This is a genomic window from Massilia aquatica (assembly GCF_011682045.1).
Lineage (GTDB): Bacteria > Pseudomonadota > Gammaproteobacteria > Burkholderiales > Burkholderiaceae_D > Telluria_A > Telluria_A aquatica.
Window position 1 is genome coordinate 116,698 of sequence record NZ_VVIW01000001.1, and the last position, 16,113, is coordinate 132,810.

12 protein-coding genes are annotated in these 16,113 nt (G+C 65.7%); 4 read left to right on the forward strand and 8 right to left on the reverse strand.

What is annotated here, in order from left to right:
* Positions 1-9 precede the first annotated feature (9 nt).
* From F1609_RS00565 to hutC, 7 genes are all read right to left on the reverse strand, one after another.
* A complete protein-coding gene (locus tag F1609_RS00565; protein WP_167073654.1) occupies positions 10-1,731 on the reverse strand; it encodes an ArnT family glycosyltransferase in 1,722 nt (573 codons plus the stop codon).
* A 91-nt stretch (positions 1,732-1,822) separates the two neighbouring features.
* Positions 1,823-2,092 carry a type B 50S ribosomal protein L31 gene (locus F1609_RS00570; protein WP_054268338.1) on the reverse strand — a complete coding sequence of 90 codons (270 nt, stop codon included), beginning with the start codon at positions 2,090-2,092 and terminating at the stop codon, positions 1,823-1,825.
* A 266-nt stretch (positions 2,093-2,358) separates the two neighbouring features.
* Positions 2,359-3,621 carry a transcription termination factor Rho gene (gene rho, locus F1609_RS00575; RefSeq protein WP_054268339.1) on the reverse strand — a complete coding sequence of 421 codons (1,263 nt, stop codon included), beginning with the start codon at positions 3,619-3,621 and terminating at the stop codon, positions 2,359-2,361.
* 146 nt (positions 3,622-3,767) lie between these two features.
* Positions 3,768-4,094 (reverse strand): thioredoxin TrxA, encoded by a 327-nt coding sequence (gene trxA / locus F1609_RS00580; RefSeq protein ID WP_126076315.1) that lies wholly within the window; start codon positions 4,092-4,094, stop codon positions 3,768-3,770.
* Positions 4,095-4,282: 188 nt separating this feature from the next.
* Entirely contained in the window at positions 4,283-4,762 is a 480-nt protein-coding gene (locus F1609_RS00585) for a response regulator (RefSeq protein ID WP_167073656.1), read from the reverse strand.
* Positions 4,763-4,880: 118 nt separating this feature from the next.
* Positions 4,881-8,840 (reverse strand): ABC transporter substrate-binding protein, encoded by a 3,960-nt coding sequence (locus F1609_RS00590; RefSeq protein ID WP_167073658.1) that lies wholly within the window; start codon positions 8,838-8,840, stop codon positions 4,881-4,883.
* 136 nt (positions 8,841-8,976) lie between these two features.
* Positions 8,977-9,696 (reverse strand): histidine utilization transcriptional repressor HutC, encoded by a 720-nt coding sequence (hutC, locus tag F1609_RS00595; protein ID WP_167073660.1) that lies wholly within the window; start codon positions 9,694-9,696, stop codon positions 8,977-8,979.
* Positions 9,697-9,846: 150 nt separating this feature from the next.
* Here hutC and ada point away from each other — a divergent pair, with 150 nt between their 5' ends.
* Positions 9,847-10,950 carry a bifunctional DNA-binding transcriptional regulator/O6-methylguanine-DNA methyltransferase Ada gene (gene ada / locus F1609_RS00600; protein ID WP_167073662.1) on the forward strand — a complete coding sequence of 368 codons (1,104 nt, stop codon included), beginning with the start codon at positions 9,847-9,849 and terminating at the stop codon, positions 10,948-10,950.
* Entirely contained in the window at positions 10,947-11,642 is a 696-nt protein-coding gene (locus F1609_RS00605; RefSeq protein WP_167073664.1) for a 2OG-Fe(II) oxygenase, read from the forward strand. The genes ada and F1609_RS00605 overlap by 4 nt, the downstream gene beginning before the upstream one ends.
* Positions 11,643-11,685: 43 nt before the next feature.
* On the opposite strand, the gene F1609_RS00610 is transcribed toward F1609_RS00605, so the two are convergent.
* Entirely contained in the window at positions 11,686-12,369 is a 684-nt protein-coding gene (locus tag F1609_RS00610; RefSeq protein WP_167073666.1) for a transposase, read from the reverse strand.
* 218 nt (positions 12,370-12,587) lie between these two features.
* Here F1609_RS00610 and F1609_RS00615 point away from each other — a divergent pair, with 218 nt between their 5' ends.
* Complete coding sequence (locus F1609_RS00615) at positions 12,588-14,258, forward strand: amidohydrolase (RefSeq protein WP_167073668.1); 1,671 nt, start codon at positions 12,588-12,590, stop codon at positions 14,256-14,258.
* 130 nt (positions 14,259-14,388) lie between these two features.
* Positions 14,389-16,101, forward strand: a complete 1,713-nt coding sequence (hutU, locus tag F1609_RS00620) for a urocanate hydratase (protein WP_167073671.1) — start codon at positions 14,389-14,391, stop codon at positions 16,099-16,101.
* The last annotated feature ends 12 nt before the right edge of the window (positions 16,102-16,113 follow it).

Consider the following 16,113-nt stretch of genomic DNA (forward strand, 5'->3'; position numbering starts at 1 on the left):
GCTGGCGACTCAGGGCGCGCGCTGGTACAGGCGGAAGCGCTCGTCGCGGTCGGCGGCGCGCCGGCCTTCCCACAGCAGGCGCCACTCGGCGCCCGGCGGCGGCTTGGCCAGTTCGCGCTCGTCGTGCACTTTCACGCTGTCCTGCAGCAGGATCAGGTCGCACTTGCCGGCGCCGATGTGATCGAACGGCAGCTTGCCGTAAAACGCCAGCGATGCGCGTTGCGGCGCACCCACGTTCGAATTGATGCAGCCCGCGCCCGGCGGCAGCGAGCTGGCGATCTGGCGCGCCACGACCGCGTAGCTCTTGCTGTAATTGAAGTCGGGCAGGAACAAGGTCATGAGCAGCACCCACAGTAAAATCAGACCGCCCGACGACAGCACCACGGCGCGCCACAGCACCGCCGGCTGGCGCGAGATGCGCCAGTGGACCAGCGCGATCCAGCCAATGGTCGCGCCCAGCGCCACCACGAAGGCCAGCACCTCGACTTCGGGCCGGAAGCCCGGCAGCAGCTTGAGCGCGTTCTTGGCCAGCTGCGCGGGCCAGCCGGTCAGCTTGGCGATCCAGAACAGCCAGACGATCGCGCCCAGCATGGTCAGCACCATCACCGAGAACCAGTCGATGGCGTTGATGGCGCCGCGCTTCATGGTCGGCAGCCCGAACGCGGCCATGATGGCCAGCGGCGGCAGCAGCTTGAGCAGGTCGCCGTTTTCCGGCAGCGGATCGCACAGGATCAGCAAGGTGAGGGCGCCGACGAAAAACAGCGGCAGCACGATGTGCAGCAGGTGGTCCTGGCGGCGCCACGCGTAAATGGCCCAGCCGGCGAACGGCCAGGCCGGCCAGAAGAACCAGATCCCGACCCGGAAGAAGGTCTTGATCGAGACCCAGCCCGGCAGGCCGATCTGGTTGGCGGTCCAGGCCAGCCAGCCGCTGACGGGATTGACGCCGTAGGGCTGGATCGACACGGCCGGCAGCACCCAGAGCATGCTGATCGCCACTGCCGTCAGCACGGCCAGGCCGAGATGGCGCAGGGTCGGCGCCAGCGGCACCGACAGGAAGCGCGTGCATGCGAACAGGGCCAGCAGCAGGGTGATCGGGGTCAAGAGGCCGCGCGTGAGCACCAGCGCGCCCAGCGACAGGCCGATCAGGACCGCATTGCGCACTGTCTGCGCTTCCACGTAGCGCACCGCGCGGTACAGGAAGTAGGCGACCAGGCCGCCCTGCAGGGTGACGGCCAGGGTTTCGTGGCTGAACATCAGCAGGCCCAGGCAGCCGAGATAGATCAGGGCGGCGGTGTCGGCCAGGGTGCGGCCGTAATCGTCCGGTTCGGGCTGGCCGCCGAAGGCCAGGCGCAGCGGCTGCGCATCCTGGCGCCGCCCCAGGTGGAAGGCGGTCCACCAGACCGAGGCCGTGCCGGCCACGAAGATGCCGATGGTCGACATGCGCGCCGCCATCATGTCGCCCATCAACCAGCCGAACAGCTTGATGCACAGCGCGCCCAGCCAGAAGGCCAGCGGTCCGTCGTCCGGCACCCGCATGCCGGCAATATTCGGCAGCAGCCAGTCGGACAGGCTGCCGTGGGCCATGGTCCACATGATGCCGAAACTGCCGGCATCATCTTTCCAGTCAGCGCGCCCGATCAGGCCGGGCAGGATGTACAGCAGGCCCAGCGCAAACAGGGCCCAGCGCGGGAGCGCCAGGGTGGCGGCGGCGGAAAGACGGACGGGTTTCATCGATAACGGCGGCATCGGCAATGGGGAAAGGAGGTAGTATCAACGAAAAAAAAGCAGCCGTGGCTGCTTTTTAGGAGTGCAAGGCAAAAACTTAGCCGTTTGCAACTGCGGTTTTGGAGCCGACGGCACCAAATTTCTGACGGAACTTCTCGACGCGGCCAGCGGTGTCGACGATTTTGTGCTTGCCGGTGTAGAACGGGTGCGATTCAGCCGATACCTCGATCTTCACCAGTGGGTATTCTGCGCCCTCGTGGGTGATTTTTTCGCGGGTCTGGATGGTCGAACGGGTAACGAATTTGAAATCGCACGACAGGTCGTGGAATACAACGTCGCGGTATTCTGGATGGATATCTTTACGCATGGTCTTGCCTCGGTTAGTTTGGTAGCCAAACTGCACTTCGTCGGTCGTCTTGCCTCGTGACCCGATTGCCGCTCACTTGCCAGGGGTTAAATACTGCAACCGGCGATTATACAGCGTTTTAGGGGGCAGGAGGGGTCAGACCGCGGTTTTTCAGTGAGGGGTCTGACCCCGGTGTTGCTTTTACGATATTCCTGCGTCAGCGCCAGCGAACCAACAACGAAAAAGGACAGCCGCAGCTGTCCTTTTGTTGATGCCTTCAGCGGAAATTACCCGCCGCGCCGCATCATGTCGAAGAACTCATTGTTGTTCTTCGTGGCCTTCATCTTGTCGAGGATGAACTCCATCGCTTCGATCTCGTCCATCGAGTACAGCAGCTTGCGCAGGATCCAGATCTTCTGCAGCTGGTCGGCCTTGATCAGCAATTCTTCGCGGCGGGTACCCGATTTGTTCAGGTTAATGGCCGGATAGACGCGCTTCTCGGCCAGGCGGCGCTCGAGGTGGACTTCCATGTTGCCGGTGCCCTTGAATTCCTCGTAGATCACGTCATCCATGCGCGAACCGGTTTCGATCAGGGCGGTGGCGATGATGGTCAGCGAGCCGCCTTCTTCGATATTGCGCGCGGCGCCGAAGAAACGCTTGGGACGCTGCAGCGCGTTGGCGTCCACGCCACCGGTCAATACCTTGCCCGAGGCGGGAATGACGGTGTTGTAGGCGCGCGCCAGGCGGGTGATCGAGTCGAGCAGGATGATCACGTCTTTTTTCATTTCGACCAGGCGCTTGGCCTTTTCGAGCACCATCTCGGCCACTTGCACGTGGCGCGTCGCTGGTTCATCGAAGGTCGAGGCAACCACTTCGCCGCGCACCGAGCGCTGCATTTCGGTCACTTCTTCAGGACGTTCGTCGATCAGGAGCACGATCAGGGTGCAGTCCGGGTGATTGGCCGTGATCGCATGCGCAATGTGCTGCAGGATGACCGATTTACCCGACTTTGGCGAAGCGACCAGCAAACCGCGCTGGCCCTTGCCGATCGGGGCGATCAGGTCGATGATGCGGCCGGTGATGTTTTCCTGGCCATTCATTTCGCGCTCGAGGCGCAGCGGCTCGTTCGGGTGCAGCGGGGTCAGGTTCTCGAACAGAATGCGGTGCTTGCTCGCTTCCGGAGATTCGCCATTGACCTTGTCGACCTTGACCAGCGCGAAATAACGCTCGCCGTCTTTCGGGGTACGCACTTCGCCCTCGATCGAATCGCCCGTATGCAGGTTGAAGCGGCGGATTTGCGACGGCGAGATATAGATATCGTCGGTCGAGGCCATGTAGCTGGCGTCCGGCGAGCGCAGGAAGCCGAAGCCGTCCGGCAGCACTTCGAGAGCGCCGTCGCCAAAAATCTGTTCGCCTGATTTCGCGCGCTTCTTGAGAATGGCGAACATCAGTTCTTGTTTGCGCAGGCGGGCTGCGTTGTCGATATCGAGGCCAATCGCCATCTCCAGTAGTGCGGAGACGTGCATGGCCTTCAGTTCAGATAAGTGCATGAGTTGAGTCCCGTGACGGGAAGTAAAGGTAGGGGAGGGAACTGCGTGGGTTAATCATCCGGGAAGAAGTCAGTCGAGGCCAACTCGATTCCCGGCCGGACAAGACGGCAGCGCGGGCGCGCCGGCGTCACGTTGTACTTACATAATCAGATATTGCTGTCGAGGAAAGCGGTCAGCTTGCCTTTGCCATTGTTGCCGACCATGCGGGCCGCTTCAACACCGTTCTTGAACAGAACCAGGGTTGGAATGCCGCGAATGGCGAATTTGGCCGGAACCTGCTGGTTGGCGTCGACGTCCATCTTGGCGATGACGACCTTGCCGTCGTATTCCTGGCTGATTTCTTCGAGGATCGGAGCGATTTGCTTGCACGGACCGCACCATTCAGCCCAGAAGTCGACCAGCACGGGACGGTCCGACTTGAGGACGTCCGCTTCGAAAGATGCATCGCTAATGTATTTAATATTTTCGCTCATGTTTTCCTCTAAATGAGGTAGGGGGTCAATAACGCCTGGAGGATAAGCCGACCCTGCTTCGGGGACCATCGCTGTCACCAGCCAGTTCCTTTTTATCTTGCAACACTATGGTGGTGACGGTGTGCACAAATTCAATATAGGGAAGGGCGGCAGAGGGTATCAGGCGGGGATTTAGCCGAAATAATAACCTATTTTTCCGAAAGGGGAGAGAGATTGTACAAATTCTCGTGCCCAAGGGCTTCCTGCCCCCTCAGCGGCGCCAGTGCGGCCTGCAGTTCGGCCGCGCTGATCGGCTTCTTGAAGGCGCCCAGCACGTTCAGTCCGTGCGCCCTGGCCAGCCGTTCGGCCGCCTTGCGCACCCCGCTGTCCATGCCCGAAAGCAGCATCACGCCACCACCGAAACCGGCCGCGGCCGCCGCCTGCATGAACTCGATGCCATCCATGTCCGGCATCGACAGGTCGCAGATCAAGAGGCCCGGCGGGTCGAGCGCCAGGCTGGCCAGGGCACGGCGCGCATCCGATTCGGTACGCACCTCGAAGGCGCGGGCGCTGTCGGCGCCGTCCAGATCGGCCAGCATGTCGGTCAGCAGTTCCAGCATGAAATGATCATCGTCCAGCAGCAGCACGCGGATGCGTGGCGGCGGGGCCTGTGTTGCGCTCTCGTCCATGGTTGTCTTTAGCAGCTGTTATTGTCGTTATTGGCAGCGCGCTAGGCTCAAGGTCGTCGCGCGTGCGCCACTATTATCATGGAGAACGCCTGCCAGCGGCAGCTGTGCGCAGGTTTTTTTAGGCCTCGCTGGCAAACGTGGTGTTTTGCATAATCTGCTCGGTGATGCGCGCCAGCAGCGGCCACAGCTGTGCGACCAGGGCTGCCGCCTCGGCCCGTTCGCTGGCCGGGCTGCCGCGAGGCAGGTTTTCCAGGCGCAGGCACAGCTCGCCCATGCCCATCGCCCCCACCGTGCGCGCCGACGACTTGATGCGGTGGCCCAGTTCGCGCACGCGGGCGACGTCGCCGGCCGCCAGCGCCGTTTCCATCTCCTCGAAGCCGGCCTGGGTGGTCTGCAGGAACTTGAAGGCGAACTTGCGCACCTTGTCCTGGTTGTAGCTGAGCAGCTTGGCCAGTACCGTCAGGTCGATCACCTCCGGGTCGCCGGCCACGGTGCGAAAGCCCGGCTGGGCCGGCAAGGCCGCCGGCGCGCTGGCGTCCGGCACGCGTGCCGGCATGGCCCGCGCCACCGCATCGCACAACAGGGCCGGCTGGATCGGTTTGCTGATGAAATCGTCCATGCCCGCCTGCATGCAGCGCGCCCGGTCCTCGCTGGTGGCGGTGGCGGTCATGGCCAGCACGCGCAGGCCGGCCAGGCGCGGATCGAGCCGGATCAGGCGCGTGGCCTGCAAACCGTCCATGACCGGCATCTGCACATCCATCAGCACCACGTCGAAGCCGGTCTTGGCCAGCAGGTCGAGCGCCTCCAGGCCGTTCTGCGCCAGGCACACCACGCAGCCGGCTTCCTCCAGCATTTCGAGGGCGATCTGCTGGTTGAAGGTATTGTCCTCGACCAGCAGGATGCGGGCGCCGCGCAGCAGCGCATCCTGGCCGGGCGCGCGCGCGCCGGCCGCCGCATCCGGCCCCTGCTCCTGCGCCGCCTGCACGGCGCCCGTGTGCACGGCGCCCGTGTGCACGGCGCCCGGATCGAGCTTGCCCACGCGCGCGGTGAACCAGAAGCAGCTGCCGCTGCCCGGATGGCTCTCGACGCCAACCTCGCCCCCCATCAGCTGCGCCAGCTGCTTGCAGATCGCCAGCCCCAGGCCGGTGCCGCCGTACTCGCGCGTGGTCGAGGTGTCGGCCTGCTGGAACGACTGGAACAGCTTGGCCGTCTGCTCGGGGGTCAGGCCGATGCCGTTGTCGCACACCTGGAAGCGCAGCAGGCAATCGTCCGGGCGGTCGTCGATATTGTCGATGCGCACCGTGATCCTGCCGCTGTCGGAAAACTTGATGGCATTATGGGTATAGTTGATCAGCACCTGGCCCAGGCGCAGCGGATCGCCCTGCAGCGCGCGCGGCAGTGCCGGATCGAGCTCGAACACCAGCGCCAGGTCCTTGGTGGCCGCCTTGGGCGCGACCACGGTCGACAGGGTCTGGATCACATGGTCGAGCGTAAACGCGACCATCTCCACTTCCAGCTTGCCCGCCTCGATCTTGGAAAAATCGAGGATGTCGTCGATGATGCCCAGCAGGTGCTCGCCGGCGAAGCGGATTTTTTCGATGTAGTCGCGCTGGCGCGGATTGAGGTCGGTCTTGAGCGCCAGGTAAGCCATGCCGATCACCCCATTCATGGGGGTGCGGATTTCGTGGCTCATATTGGCCAGGAACTGGCCCTTGGCCATGCTCGCTTCCTCGGCCACCTGCTTGGCCTGGTCCAGCTGCGCGGTGCGCTGCTGCACCCGTTCTTCCAGGTGCTCGTTCAATTCGCGCAACTGCTGCTCGGTGCCGATGCTGGCGCTGATATCGATCATCATCGCGATCAGGTACTCGCACTGTCCCTGCTCGTTGCACACGGTCTTGCGGATGGTGCGCACATGCAGCTCGCGCTGCAGGCGCGCGTTGTACACCGTCTCCACATCGTCGAGCATCGCGCCGCCGGCAAAGGCGGCGCGCTCGCGCGCGTTCAGGGTGCCCGTGGCGCCCTGCCCGTCGCCGCTCAACTGCGCCAGGGTCAGGCCGAACTGGGTTTCGCAGGCGCTGTTCATGAGCGTCACGCGGCCCTCGGTATCCTTGATGTACAGGCCGATCGGCATCATCTGCAAGATCTCGTGCAGACGCGCCGCCAGCGCCTTGAGGGCCTGCTCGGCGCGCTGGCGTTCGCTGATGTCGCGCAGCGACACGATGGTCAGCGTATGGCCCTGCGACAGCATCGGCGTGCGGTTCATTTCAGCCGGGAACTGGCTGGCGTCGCGCCGCTGCGCCGTGATCACCCGGTTCGGCGCGCCCGGCTCGCGCACGCCCGGCGCCAGGCGCTCGGCCGGCATGCCCACCAGCGCTTCGAGCGCATAGCCGAAACTGCTCGCGCACAAATGGTTGGCGTAGCGGATGCGGCCATCGGCGTCAAGGATCAGCATGGCCTCGGGCGAGGCTTCCAGCACGGCGCGCACGCGCGCATCCTCGGCTTCCTTGCGGTCGCCAATATCGGCCATGGTGCCCGAGACGCGCAGCGCGCGCGCCCTGGCATCGCGCCCGATCACGATGCCGCGGCCCAGCATCCACTTCCAGCGCCCATCCTTGCAGCGCATGCGGAACTCGCACGCCAGCACATTGCTGCCGGCCGCCGGCGACTTGAGGCAAGCCGACAGGTCGGCCTTCAGGCGCGCCACGTCTTCCGGGTGCACATGCAGCAGCCAGGCGTTGAAATCGACCGCGAATTCATCGGCCGCATAGCCCAGCAGCTCCTTGAAGCGCGCCGACAAGGCCAGCGCGCCGCTTTGCTGGGTCCACTCCCAGGTGCCGTGGCCCGAGCCATCGAGCGCAAAGCGCAGCAGGTTTTCGCTGCTTTCGAGGCGCGCGCGGGTGTCGGCCAGCAGGGCGCGTTCGGCTTGCAAGGCCGCCGCCAGCCGCCGCGCGCGCCACCACGCCGCCGCTGCCGCCAGCAGCAGTGCCAGCAGCGCCAGCGCCGACAGCGTGCCGGGCAAGGCGAAGCGCGCATCGGGCCGCGCCTCCTGGTACAGGAAACCATCGAGCGAAAAATCGGCCGGCAGCAGGCCAAGGCTGGCGTAGGCGCTGGCGATGGCGCGCCAGCGCGCCGGATTGCTGTAACCCGGTTCGAGCATGTCGGCCTCGATCAGCGGCACGATCCCGTGCGCCTCGTACAGCAAATGCTCGCGGCTGAGGCGATGCGGATAGCGCGCGCGGATCAGGTCCACCGTCTCGGCCTGGTGCGCCAGCGCGTGCTGCCAGCCGCGCAGGGTGGCCGCGCGCATGGCCGCTGCCCGCGCCGGATGCTCGCGCAGTTCGGCCTCGCTGGTAAACAGCAGGTCGCCGTAAAAATCGATGCCCGCCGCGCGCGGCGTGAGCGTGGCAAAACGGGTATGGTCGCGTTCCAGCAGGTAGGGCTGGTCGGTGCTGAAAGCCGACATGGCCGCCACCCGCCCATTGGCCAGGTCGCCCACGTTATAGCTGTGGCGCACCTGCGCATAGCCGGCCAGCGGCGCGCCGAACTTCTTCATGAACACCAGCAGCTCCACGCTGTTGGGCGAAATCATCACGGTGCCGCTGGCGGGTAGCTGCGGCTGGCCGGCCGCGTCGGCGCGCACCAGCAGCACCGCCGGCGAATGCTGGAACACCGACGCCAGCACCACCACCGGCTTGCCGCGCCCGCGCGCCACCAGCAGATTGGTATTGGCCACCCCGTATTCGGCCGCGCCCGAGGTCACCGCCGACACCGCGTCGTCGCCGCGCTCGGCCTCGCGCAAGGTCACCTCCAGCCCCGCCTCGCGGTAAAAGCCCTGCTCCTGGGCCGCGTAATAGCCGGCGAACTGGAACTGGTGCTGCCATTTCAGCTGCACCACCACCTTTTCGAGCGCCAGCGCATCGCCCCCGGCCAGCGCCGCCGCCAGCAGCGCGCACGCGCGCCAGCAGCGCAGCGCGTGCGCCAGCGCATCGCCCCCGGCCAGCGCCGCCGCCAGCAGCGCGCACGCGCGCCAGCAGCGCAGCGCGGCGCGGTGACGGGTGAACGAGATCGGAACGGGCATGGCGGGGCCATCGACGAGGTTTAGGCTAAGCTCCATAGTAGCCATTTTTCGGCGCAGGCAATTTACCAATAGGAATCTTCGCCTATCGTGCGGGTAAAAGTGTCGTATTTCTGCTGCGCGGACGCGCTTGTGCCGCTCAGCCGACCTTGCCGGTGAACTGATATAACTGACCGGGATGCCACATTGTCACCACCGACGCCACCTGGCCCAGGGCCCGGGTCTGGCGCTTGAGCACCAGGCAGCACTGGCGCGGCCCCACCGCCAGCATGTTCGCGATCTCGCGCGGGGCGGGCAGGGCCTCGATGCTGTAGCTGGCGTTTTGCAGCGGCGCGGCCTGGGTCAGGTGCTCGTTGGGCGTGATGGCCGAAAAATCCTGGGCCAGGTAATCGGGCGCGCAGGCTGGATTGACCCAGCGGTCCTCGACCTGGATCGGCACCTCGTTCTCGAAGTGCACGATCACCGAATGGAACAGCGGCTGGCCGGGCGCCAGTGCGAACTGCAGCGCCAGCAGCTCGCTGGCGCGGCCCTTTTCGAGCAGATGCAGGCTGCTGCGGTGCGCGTGGCCGCGCGCGCGGATCTCGTCGGCGATGCTCTTGATCTCGACCAGGGTGGCCTGGTACTTTTGCGGCGCCACGTAGGTGCCCGAACCCTGGCGCCGCGTGAGCACCTGTTCCGCGGTCAGCTCGCGCACGGCGCGGTTGACGGTCATGCGCGAGACCCCGAACTGGCGCACCAGGGCCTGCTCGGACGGCACCACATCGCCCTCCTTCCAGCGGCCGGCGGCGATCTCGCCGAGCAGATAATCCTTGATGCGCTGGAAAATCGGCGTCGTGTCTTGCGCAATCTGCTGTTCCAAACTACTCTCCGAAAGCCGGCTCAAACACCGATTTTAGCACCGTGGCCGCGTGCCCGGATTCAAAAGCAAGCAGCGGGATGACCGCCCGCGGCGCGCCGCCTACGATGGATGCCTGCGAAACCGATCGCGAACGACAGCAGGAGCACAGCCATGAAAACAGCAATTAACCCGGTCAGCGTCGACAATACTATTGACGCCTTCGATAACGACGACGCGCGCTGGGCCGCCGTGCAGCGCCGCGACGCCGGCGCCGACGGCCGCTTTTACTACTCGGTGCGCACCACGGGCGTATACTGCCGGCCCTCGTGCGGCGCGCGCGCCGCGCTGCGCGCCAACGTCGCCTTCCACGCCAGCGGCGCCGCCGCCGAGCGGGCCGGCTTTCGGCCCTGCCTGCGCTGCAAGCCCGACCAGCCGCCGCTGGCCGAGCGCCACGCGCAGGTGGTGGCGCAAGCCTGCCGCCTGATCGACGCCAGCGACGCCGCGCTCGATCTCGACAGTCTGGCGCTCGCCTGCGGCATGAGCCGCTTTCATTTTCACCGCGTCTTCAAGCAGCACACCGGCATTACCCCCAAGGCGTATGCGGCCGCGCGCCGCGCCGGCAAGATCGATCTTGAGCTGGCCGGCGCCGCCAGCGTCACCGAAGCCATTTACGCGGCCGGCTACAACTCCAGCGCGCGTTTCTACGCCAGCGCCCCCGCGCGCCTCGGCATGACCCCCACCGCCTGGCGCGCCGGCGGCAGCGGCGCCGTGATCCGCTTCGCCATCGGCGCCTGCTCGCTCGGCGCGATCCTGGTGGCCGCCACCGACAAAGGCATCTGCGCGATCCTGATCGGCGACGACCCCGACCTGCTGGCGCGCGACCTGCAAGACCGCTTTCCCGCCGCCGACCTGCGCGGCGCCGACGCCGGCTTCGAGGCGACGGTGGCGCGCGTGGTCGGCCTGGTCGAAGCGCCCGCTCTGGGGCTCGACCTGCCGCTCGACGTGCGCGGCACCGCCTTCCAGCAGCGCGTCTGGCAAGCCTTGCGCGAGATCCCGGCCGGGCAGACCCTCAGCTACGCCGAACTGGCCGCGCGCATCGGCATGCCGACGGGGGCGCGCGCCATTGCCGGGGCCTGCGCCGCCAATCCGGTCGCGGTCGCCATTCCCTGCCACCGGGTGGTGCGCACGGACGGCGCGCTGTCCGGCTACCGCTGGGGCGTCGAACGCAAGCGCATCCTGCTCGATCGCGAGAGGGAAGGCGGGGGCGGGGCATGAGCGTCGCTGCGATTGACTGGGACCAGGCCGGCGCCGCTCTCGATGCGCGCGGCTGCGCGGTGGTGACGGGCCTGATCGACGCCGCGACCTGCCGTGCCTATGCCGCCGGGTACGACGACGACGCGCGCTACCGCAGCCGGGTGGTGATGGAGCGGCACGGCTTCGGGCGCGGCGAGTACCGCTACTTTGGCTACCCGCTGCCGGCCGGTCTCGCCGCGCTGCGTAACGCGCTATATGGACCGCTGGCGCGCATTGCCAACCGCTGGCATGAAGCGATGGGGCTGGGCGAGCGCTTTCCGGCGCAGCATGGCCAGTTCCTGGCGCGCTGCCACGCGGCCGGCCAGCAGCGGCCCACGCCCCTGATCCTGCGCTATGGCGAAGGTGACTACAACTGCCTGCACCAGGATCTGTACGGCGAACACGTGTTCCCCTTGCAGGTGGCGGTATTGCTGTCGCGGGTGGGGCAGGACTTCACGGGAGGCGAATTCGTGCTGACCGAACAGCGCCCGCGCATGCAATCGCGGGTCGAAGTGGTGGGGCTGGAGCAGGGCGACGCCGTGATTTTTCCGGTGAACCAGCGGCCGGTCAACGGCACGCGCGGCGTCTACCGCGTCGCCATGCGCCATGGCGTGAGCCGCCTGCGCTCCGGGCAACGCCACACCCTCGGCATCATCTTCCACGACGCCGAATAGTTGCAAAACCGGGGACAGACCCCGGTTTTGCAACATCGCCCATTCAAATTTCTGGCCGTCCACCTTTTTGAGGCACGACGATGCGGTCGAGGGCGCCAGATACGACATCGGAAAAGCATTCGTCTCCAAGTACGAAATTGCCGTTTGTGGCGCGTCGGACGGCCTGTAAATCGTCAGTGCGAAGCTCGTCGTTAAATAGTGCCTGGTATGACGTCCGGCGCTCGGCGATTGTTCCAGCGAGCGCCAGATAGAGGGGATGGGGCGTGATGAGTGATGTCGGCGCTCCCAGCGCATTGACAGCGTAGCTGGACCAGCGATAGTCGCCAGGATGCGCCACCATGTGCGCACGTACAGGATTAAGTTCGATGTAGCGGTGGCAAACCAGTAGGTAGCGCGCCTCATCAACCAGGCATGAGCGGAATCGCCCTTCCCACAGTGTCCCGGAGCGCTGCTGACGCCGATTGACGTATTGCGTATAACGCTGGCCAAGAAATTTCATCATCATCGCTGGCGCCGTTTGGCTTGTCGGCGAAATCAGCAAATGGACGTGGTTGGTCATCAACACATAGGCATGCACTTTGCAGCCGCTTTCCCTGGCGTACAGCGCGAGCAGATCCAGGTAAACAAGATAGTCGGATTCTGTGAAAAAGCAATTCAAGCGGTTATGTCCCCGCTGGATGATATGCAGTGGAACATCACTCAACACTAAGCGAGCTTGTCGGGACACAGGATTCTCCAGCCGGAAACATGGGAAGTAACGCTATCGTAAATTCCGGTGCATTACGTCCGTCATGATCAAAAGTCATGCATCTGAAGTTGCAAAACCGGGGTCTGTCCCCGGTTTTGCAACATGTTCACTTTTGCATCATATTCCCGGTTAAGCAACACGTTGACGAGCAGGCAAAGCGCGCTACACTTTGGCCTTGCCCACCGAATGGAGTAATAATGCGTCCGATCCCTCTGCAGTGCTCCCTTGCCATCCTCGCCGCCCTCGGGGCGCTCGCGCCGGCGCAGGCGGACACCGTCCTCGATAACGCCAACGGTTACACCCTCAACAGCCGCAACGAGCTGCTGCGCTTCACGTCCCTGGCGTTCAACGACAAGGGCCGCATCCTGGCCGTCGGCAGCGCCGCCCAGACCCGCGCCAGGGCGCCCAAGGCGCGCCACATCGACCTGCAGGGCAAAACCGTCCTCCCCGGGCTGATCGACGCCCACGGCCACGTGTTCGGACTCGGCGAGATGCTCACCCAGCTCGACCTGGCCGGCAGCGCCACCCTGGCCGACGCCCTCAAAGCGGCCACCGAGTACGCGCGCGCCAATCCTTCGCACCCCTGGCTGCGCGGGCGCGGCTGGAACCAGGAAATCTGGAAGCTGGGCCGCTTCCCCACCGCCGCCGAACTCGATGGCGCCGTCGCCGACCGCCCCATCTGGCTCGAACGGGTCGACGGCCACGCCGGCTGGGCCAACACGCGCGCCCTGCAACTGGCCGGCATCACCAGGGACACGCTTGATCCGGCCGGTGGAAAAATCCTGCGCGATGCCGACGGCAATCCCACCGGGGTCCTGATCGACGCCGCCCAGGACCTGGTCGCCAAGGTCCTGCCCAAGCAAGCGGAAGCCCAGGCCCGGGTCGTCCTCGAGCGCGCCCTCAGGCAGATCGCGCACATGGGCCTGACCAGCGTGCATGATGCGGGCATCAACGTCAGCCAGGATGCGCTCTACCGCAGCTACGCCGACCAGGGCAAGCTCACGGCGCGCGTGTACGCGATGATCGGCGAGGTCGGCGCCGACTTCGACCAGCTCTCGGCCAAGGGCCCGTTGACAAGCTACGCCAACGACCTGTATGCGCTGCGCGCGGTCAAGCTGTATTCGGACGGCGCCCTGGGCAGCCGCGGCGCCGCGCTGATCGCGCCCTACAGCGACGAGCCGAAGTCGCATGGCCTGCTGTTCCGCCAGAACGCCGATATTGTCGCGATGATGGACAAGGCCATGCAGCGCGGCTACCAGGTCAACGTGCACGCCATCGGCGACGCCGGCAACCGCCAGATCCTGGACGGCTACCAGCAGCTGCTCCCACGTTACAAAGGTGCTTCCCTGCGCCACCGCATGGAACACGCGCAGGTCGTCGCCCCCGCCGACATCGGGCGCTTCAAGACCATCGGCATCGTGCCGTCGATGCAGCCGACCCACGCCACGTCCGACATGAACATGGCCGAACAGCGCGTCGGCCCGGAACGCATCAAGGGCGCCTACGCCTGGCGCACGTTTCTCAAGCAGGGTTCGCGCATCGCCTGCGGCTCGGACTTCCCGGTCGAGTCGTCCAACCCGTTCTTCGGCATCCACGCGGCCGTCACGCGCCAGGATGCGGCGGGCCGGCCGGCCGCCGGCTGGTATGCCAACCAAGCCATGACGCTCAAGGAGGCCCTGCGCTGCTTCACGCTCGACGCGGCCTGGGCCGGCCACCAGGAAAAATCCACCGGCTCGCTGGAAAAGGGCAAGTGGGCCGATTTCATCGTCGTCGACCAGGACTTGTTCACCATGCCTGCGGCCGATATTCACAAGGTCGGCGTGCTGCAAACCTGGGTCGGGGGCCGTCAGGTGTTCAAAAAAGAGTAGGCCGGCACGGGGGACGGCGGGGCGCATAAATGATTTGACTTGGTTGTATATACAACTTAGACTTTGAAGCTGCACGCAGGCGCGTGGCGGTTGCGCATGCGCCTGCCCCTAAACTCTTGAAGGAGATGCCATGACCACCGATCCGACCAGTTTCGATGATGATCCCCGCTTCGACGCCAGCCGCACGATCCGCGCCCCGCGCGGCACCGAAATGGCTTGCAAAAGCTGGCTGACGGAGGCGGCCTACCGCATGATCCAGAATAATCTGGATGCGGAGGTGGCGGAAAATCCGAAGCACCTGGTGGTCTACGGCGGCATCGGCCGCGCGGCCCGCAACTGGGCCTGCTACGACCAGATCCTGGCATCCCTGCGCGAACTGGAAGACGACCAGACCTTGCTGATCCAGTCCGGCAAACCGGTCGGCGTGTTCCAGACCCACCCCGACGCCCCGCGCGTGCTGATCGCGAACTCGAACCTGGTGCCCAAATGGGCCAACTGGGAGCACTTCAATGAGCTCGATCGCAAGGGCCTGTTCATGTACGGGCAGATGACCGCCGGCAGCTGGATCTACATCGGCACCCAGGGCATCGTGCAGGGCACCTACGAAACCTTCGCCGAAGCAGGCCGCCAGCATTTCGGCGGCGACTGGGGCGGGCGCTGGATTCTCACCGCGGGCCTGGGCGGCATGGGCGGCGCGCAGCCGCTGGCGGCCACCTTCGCCGGCGCGGTCTCGCTCAATATCGAGTGCCAGCAAAGCAGCATCGACTTCCGCCTGCGCACGCGCTACCTGGACAAGCAGGCCACGGACATCGACGATGCCATCGCCCTTATCAAGCAGCACACGGCGGCGCGCGAAGCGGTGTCGATCGGATTGCTGGGCAACGCGGCCGACGTGCTGCCGGAGCTGGTGCGGCGCGCCAAAGCCGGCGGCCTGGTGCCCGACATGGTGACCGACCAGACCTCGGCGCATGACCTGATCAACGGCTACCTGCCGCGCGGCTGGACGGTCGAGCAGTGGAAGGCCGCCCAGAAGGACCCGGCGCAGCACGCGCGCCTGACCGCCGACGCGCAAGCATCGTGCGCGGTGCACGTGCAGGCGATCCTCGACTTCCACGCCATGGGCGTGAAGGCGGTCGACTACGGCAACAATATCCGCCAGGTGGCCAAGGACCAGGGCGTGGCCAACGCCTTCGATTTTCCGGGCTTCGTGCCGGCCTATATCCGGCCGCAGTTCTGCGAAGGGCGCGGTCCGTTCCGCTGGGTGGCGCTGTCGGGCGACCCGGAAGACATCTACAAGACCGATGCCAAGATCAAGGAGCTGTTCCCGGAGCAGAAACAGGTGCACCACTGGCTCGACATGGCGCGCGACCGCATCGCCTTCCAGGGCCTGCCGGCGCGCATCTGCTGGCTGGGCCTGGGCGAGCGCCACATCGCCGGCCTGGCGTTCAACGAGATGGTGCGCAGCGGCGAACTCAAAGCCCCCATCGTCATCGGGCGCGACCACCTGGACACCGGCTCGGTCGCCAGCCCGAACCGCGAAACGGAAGCCATGCGCGACGGCACCGACGCGGTCTCCGACTGGCCGCTCCTGAACGCGCTGCTCAATACCGCCGGCGGCGCCACCTGGGTGTCGCTGCATCACGGCGGCGGCGTGGGCATGGGCTACTCGCAGCATTCGGGCGTGGTCATCGTGGCCGACGGCACCGACGCCGCCGCCAGGCGGCTGGCGCGGGTGCTGGTCAACGACAGCGGTTCGGGCGTCATGCGCCACGCCGATGCCGGCTACGAGACGGCAGTCGCCTGCGCCAAGCGCAATGGCCTGAACCTGCCGATGGTTCCCTAATCCCGACGACAT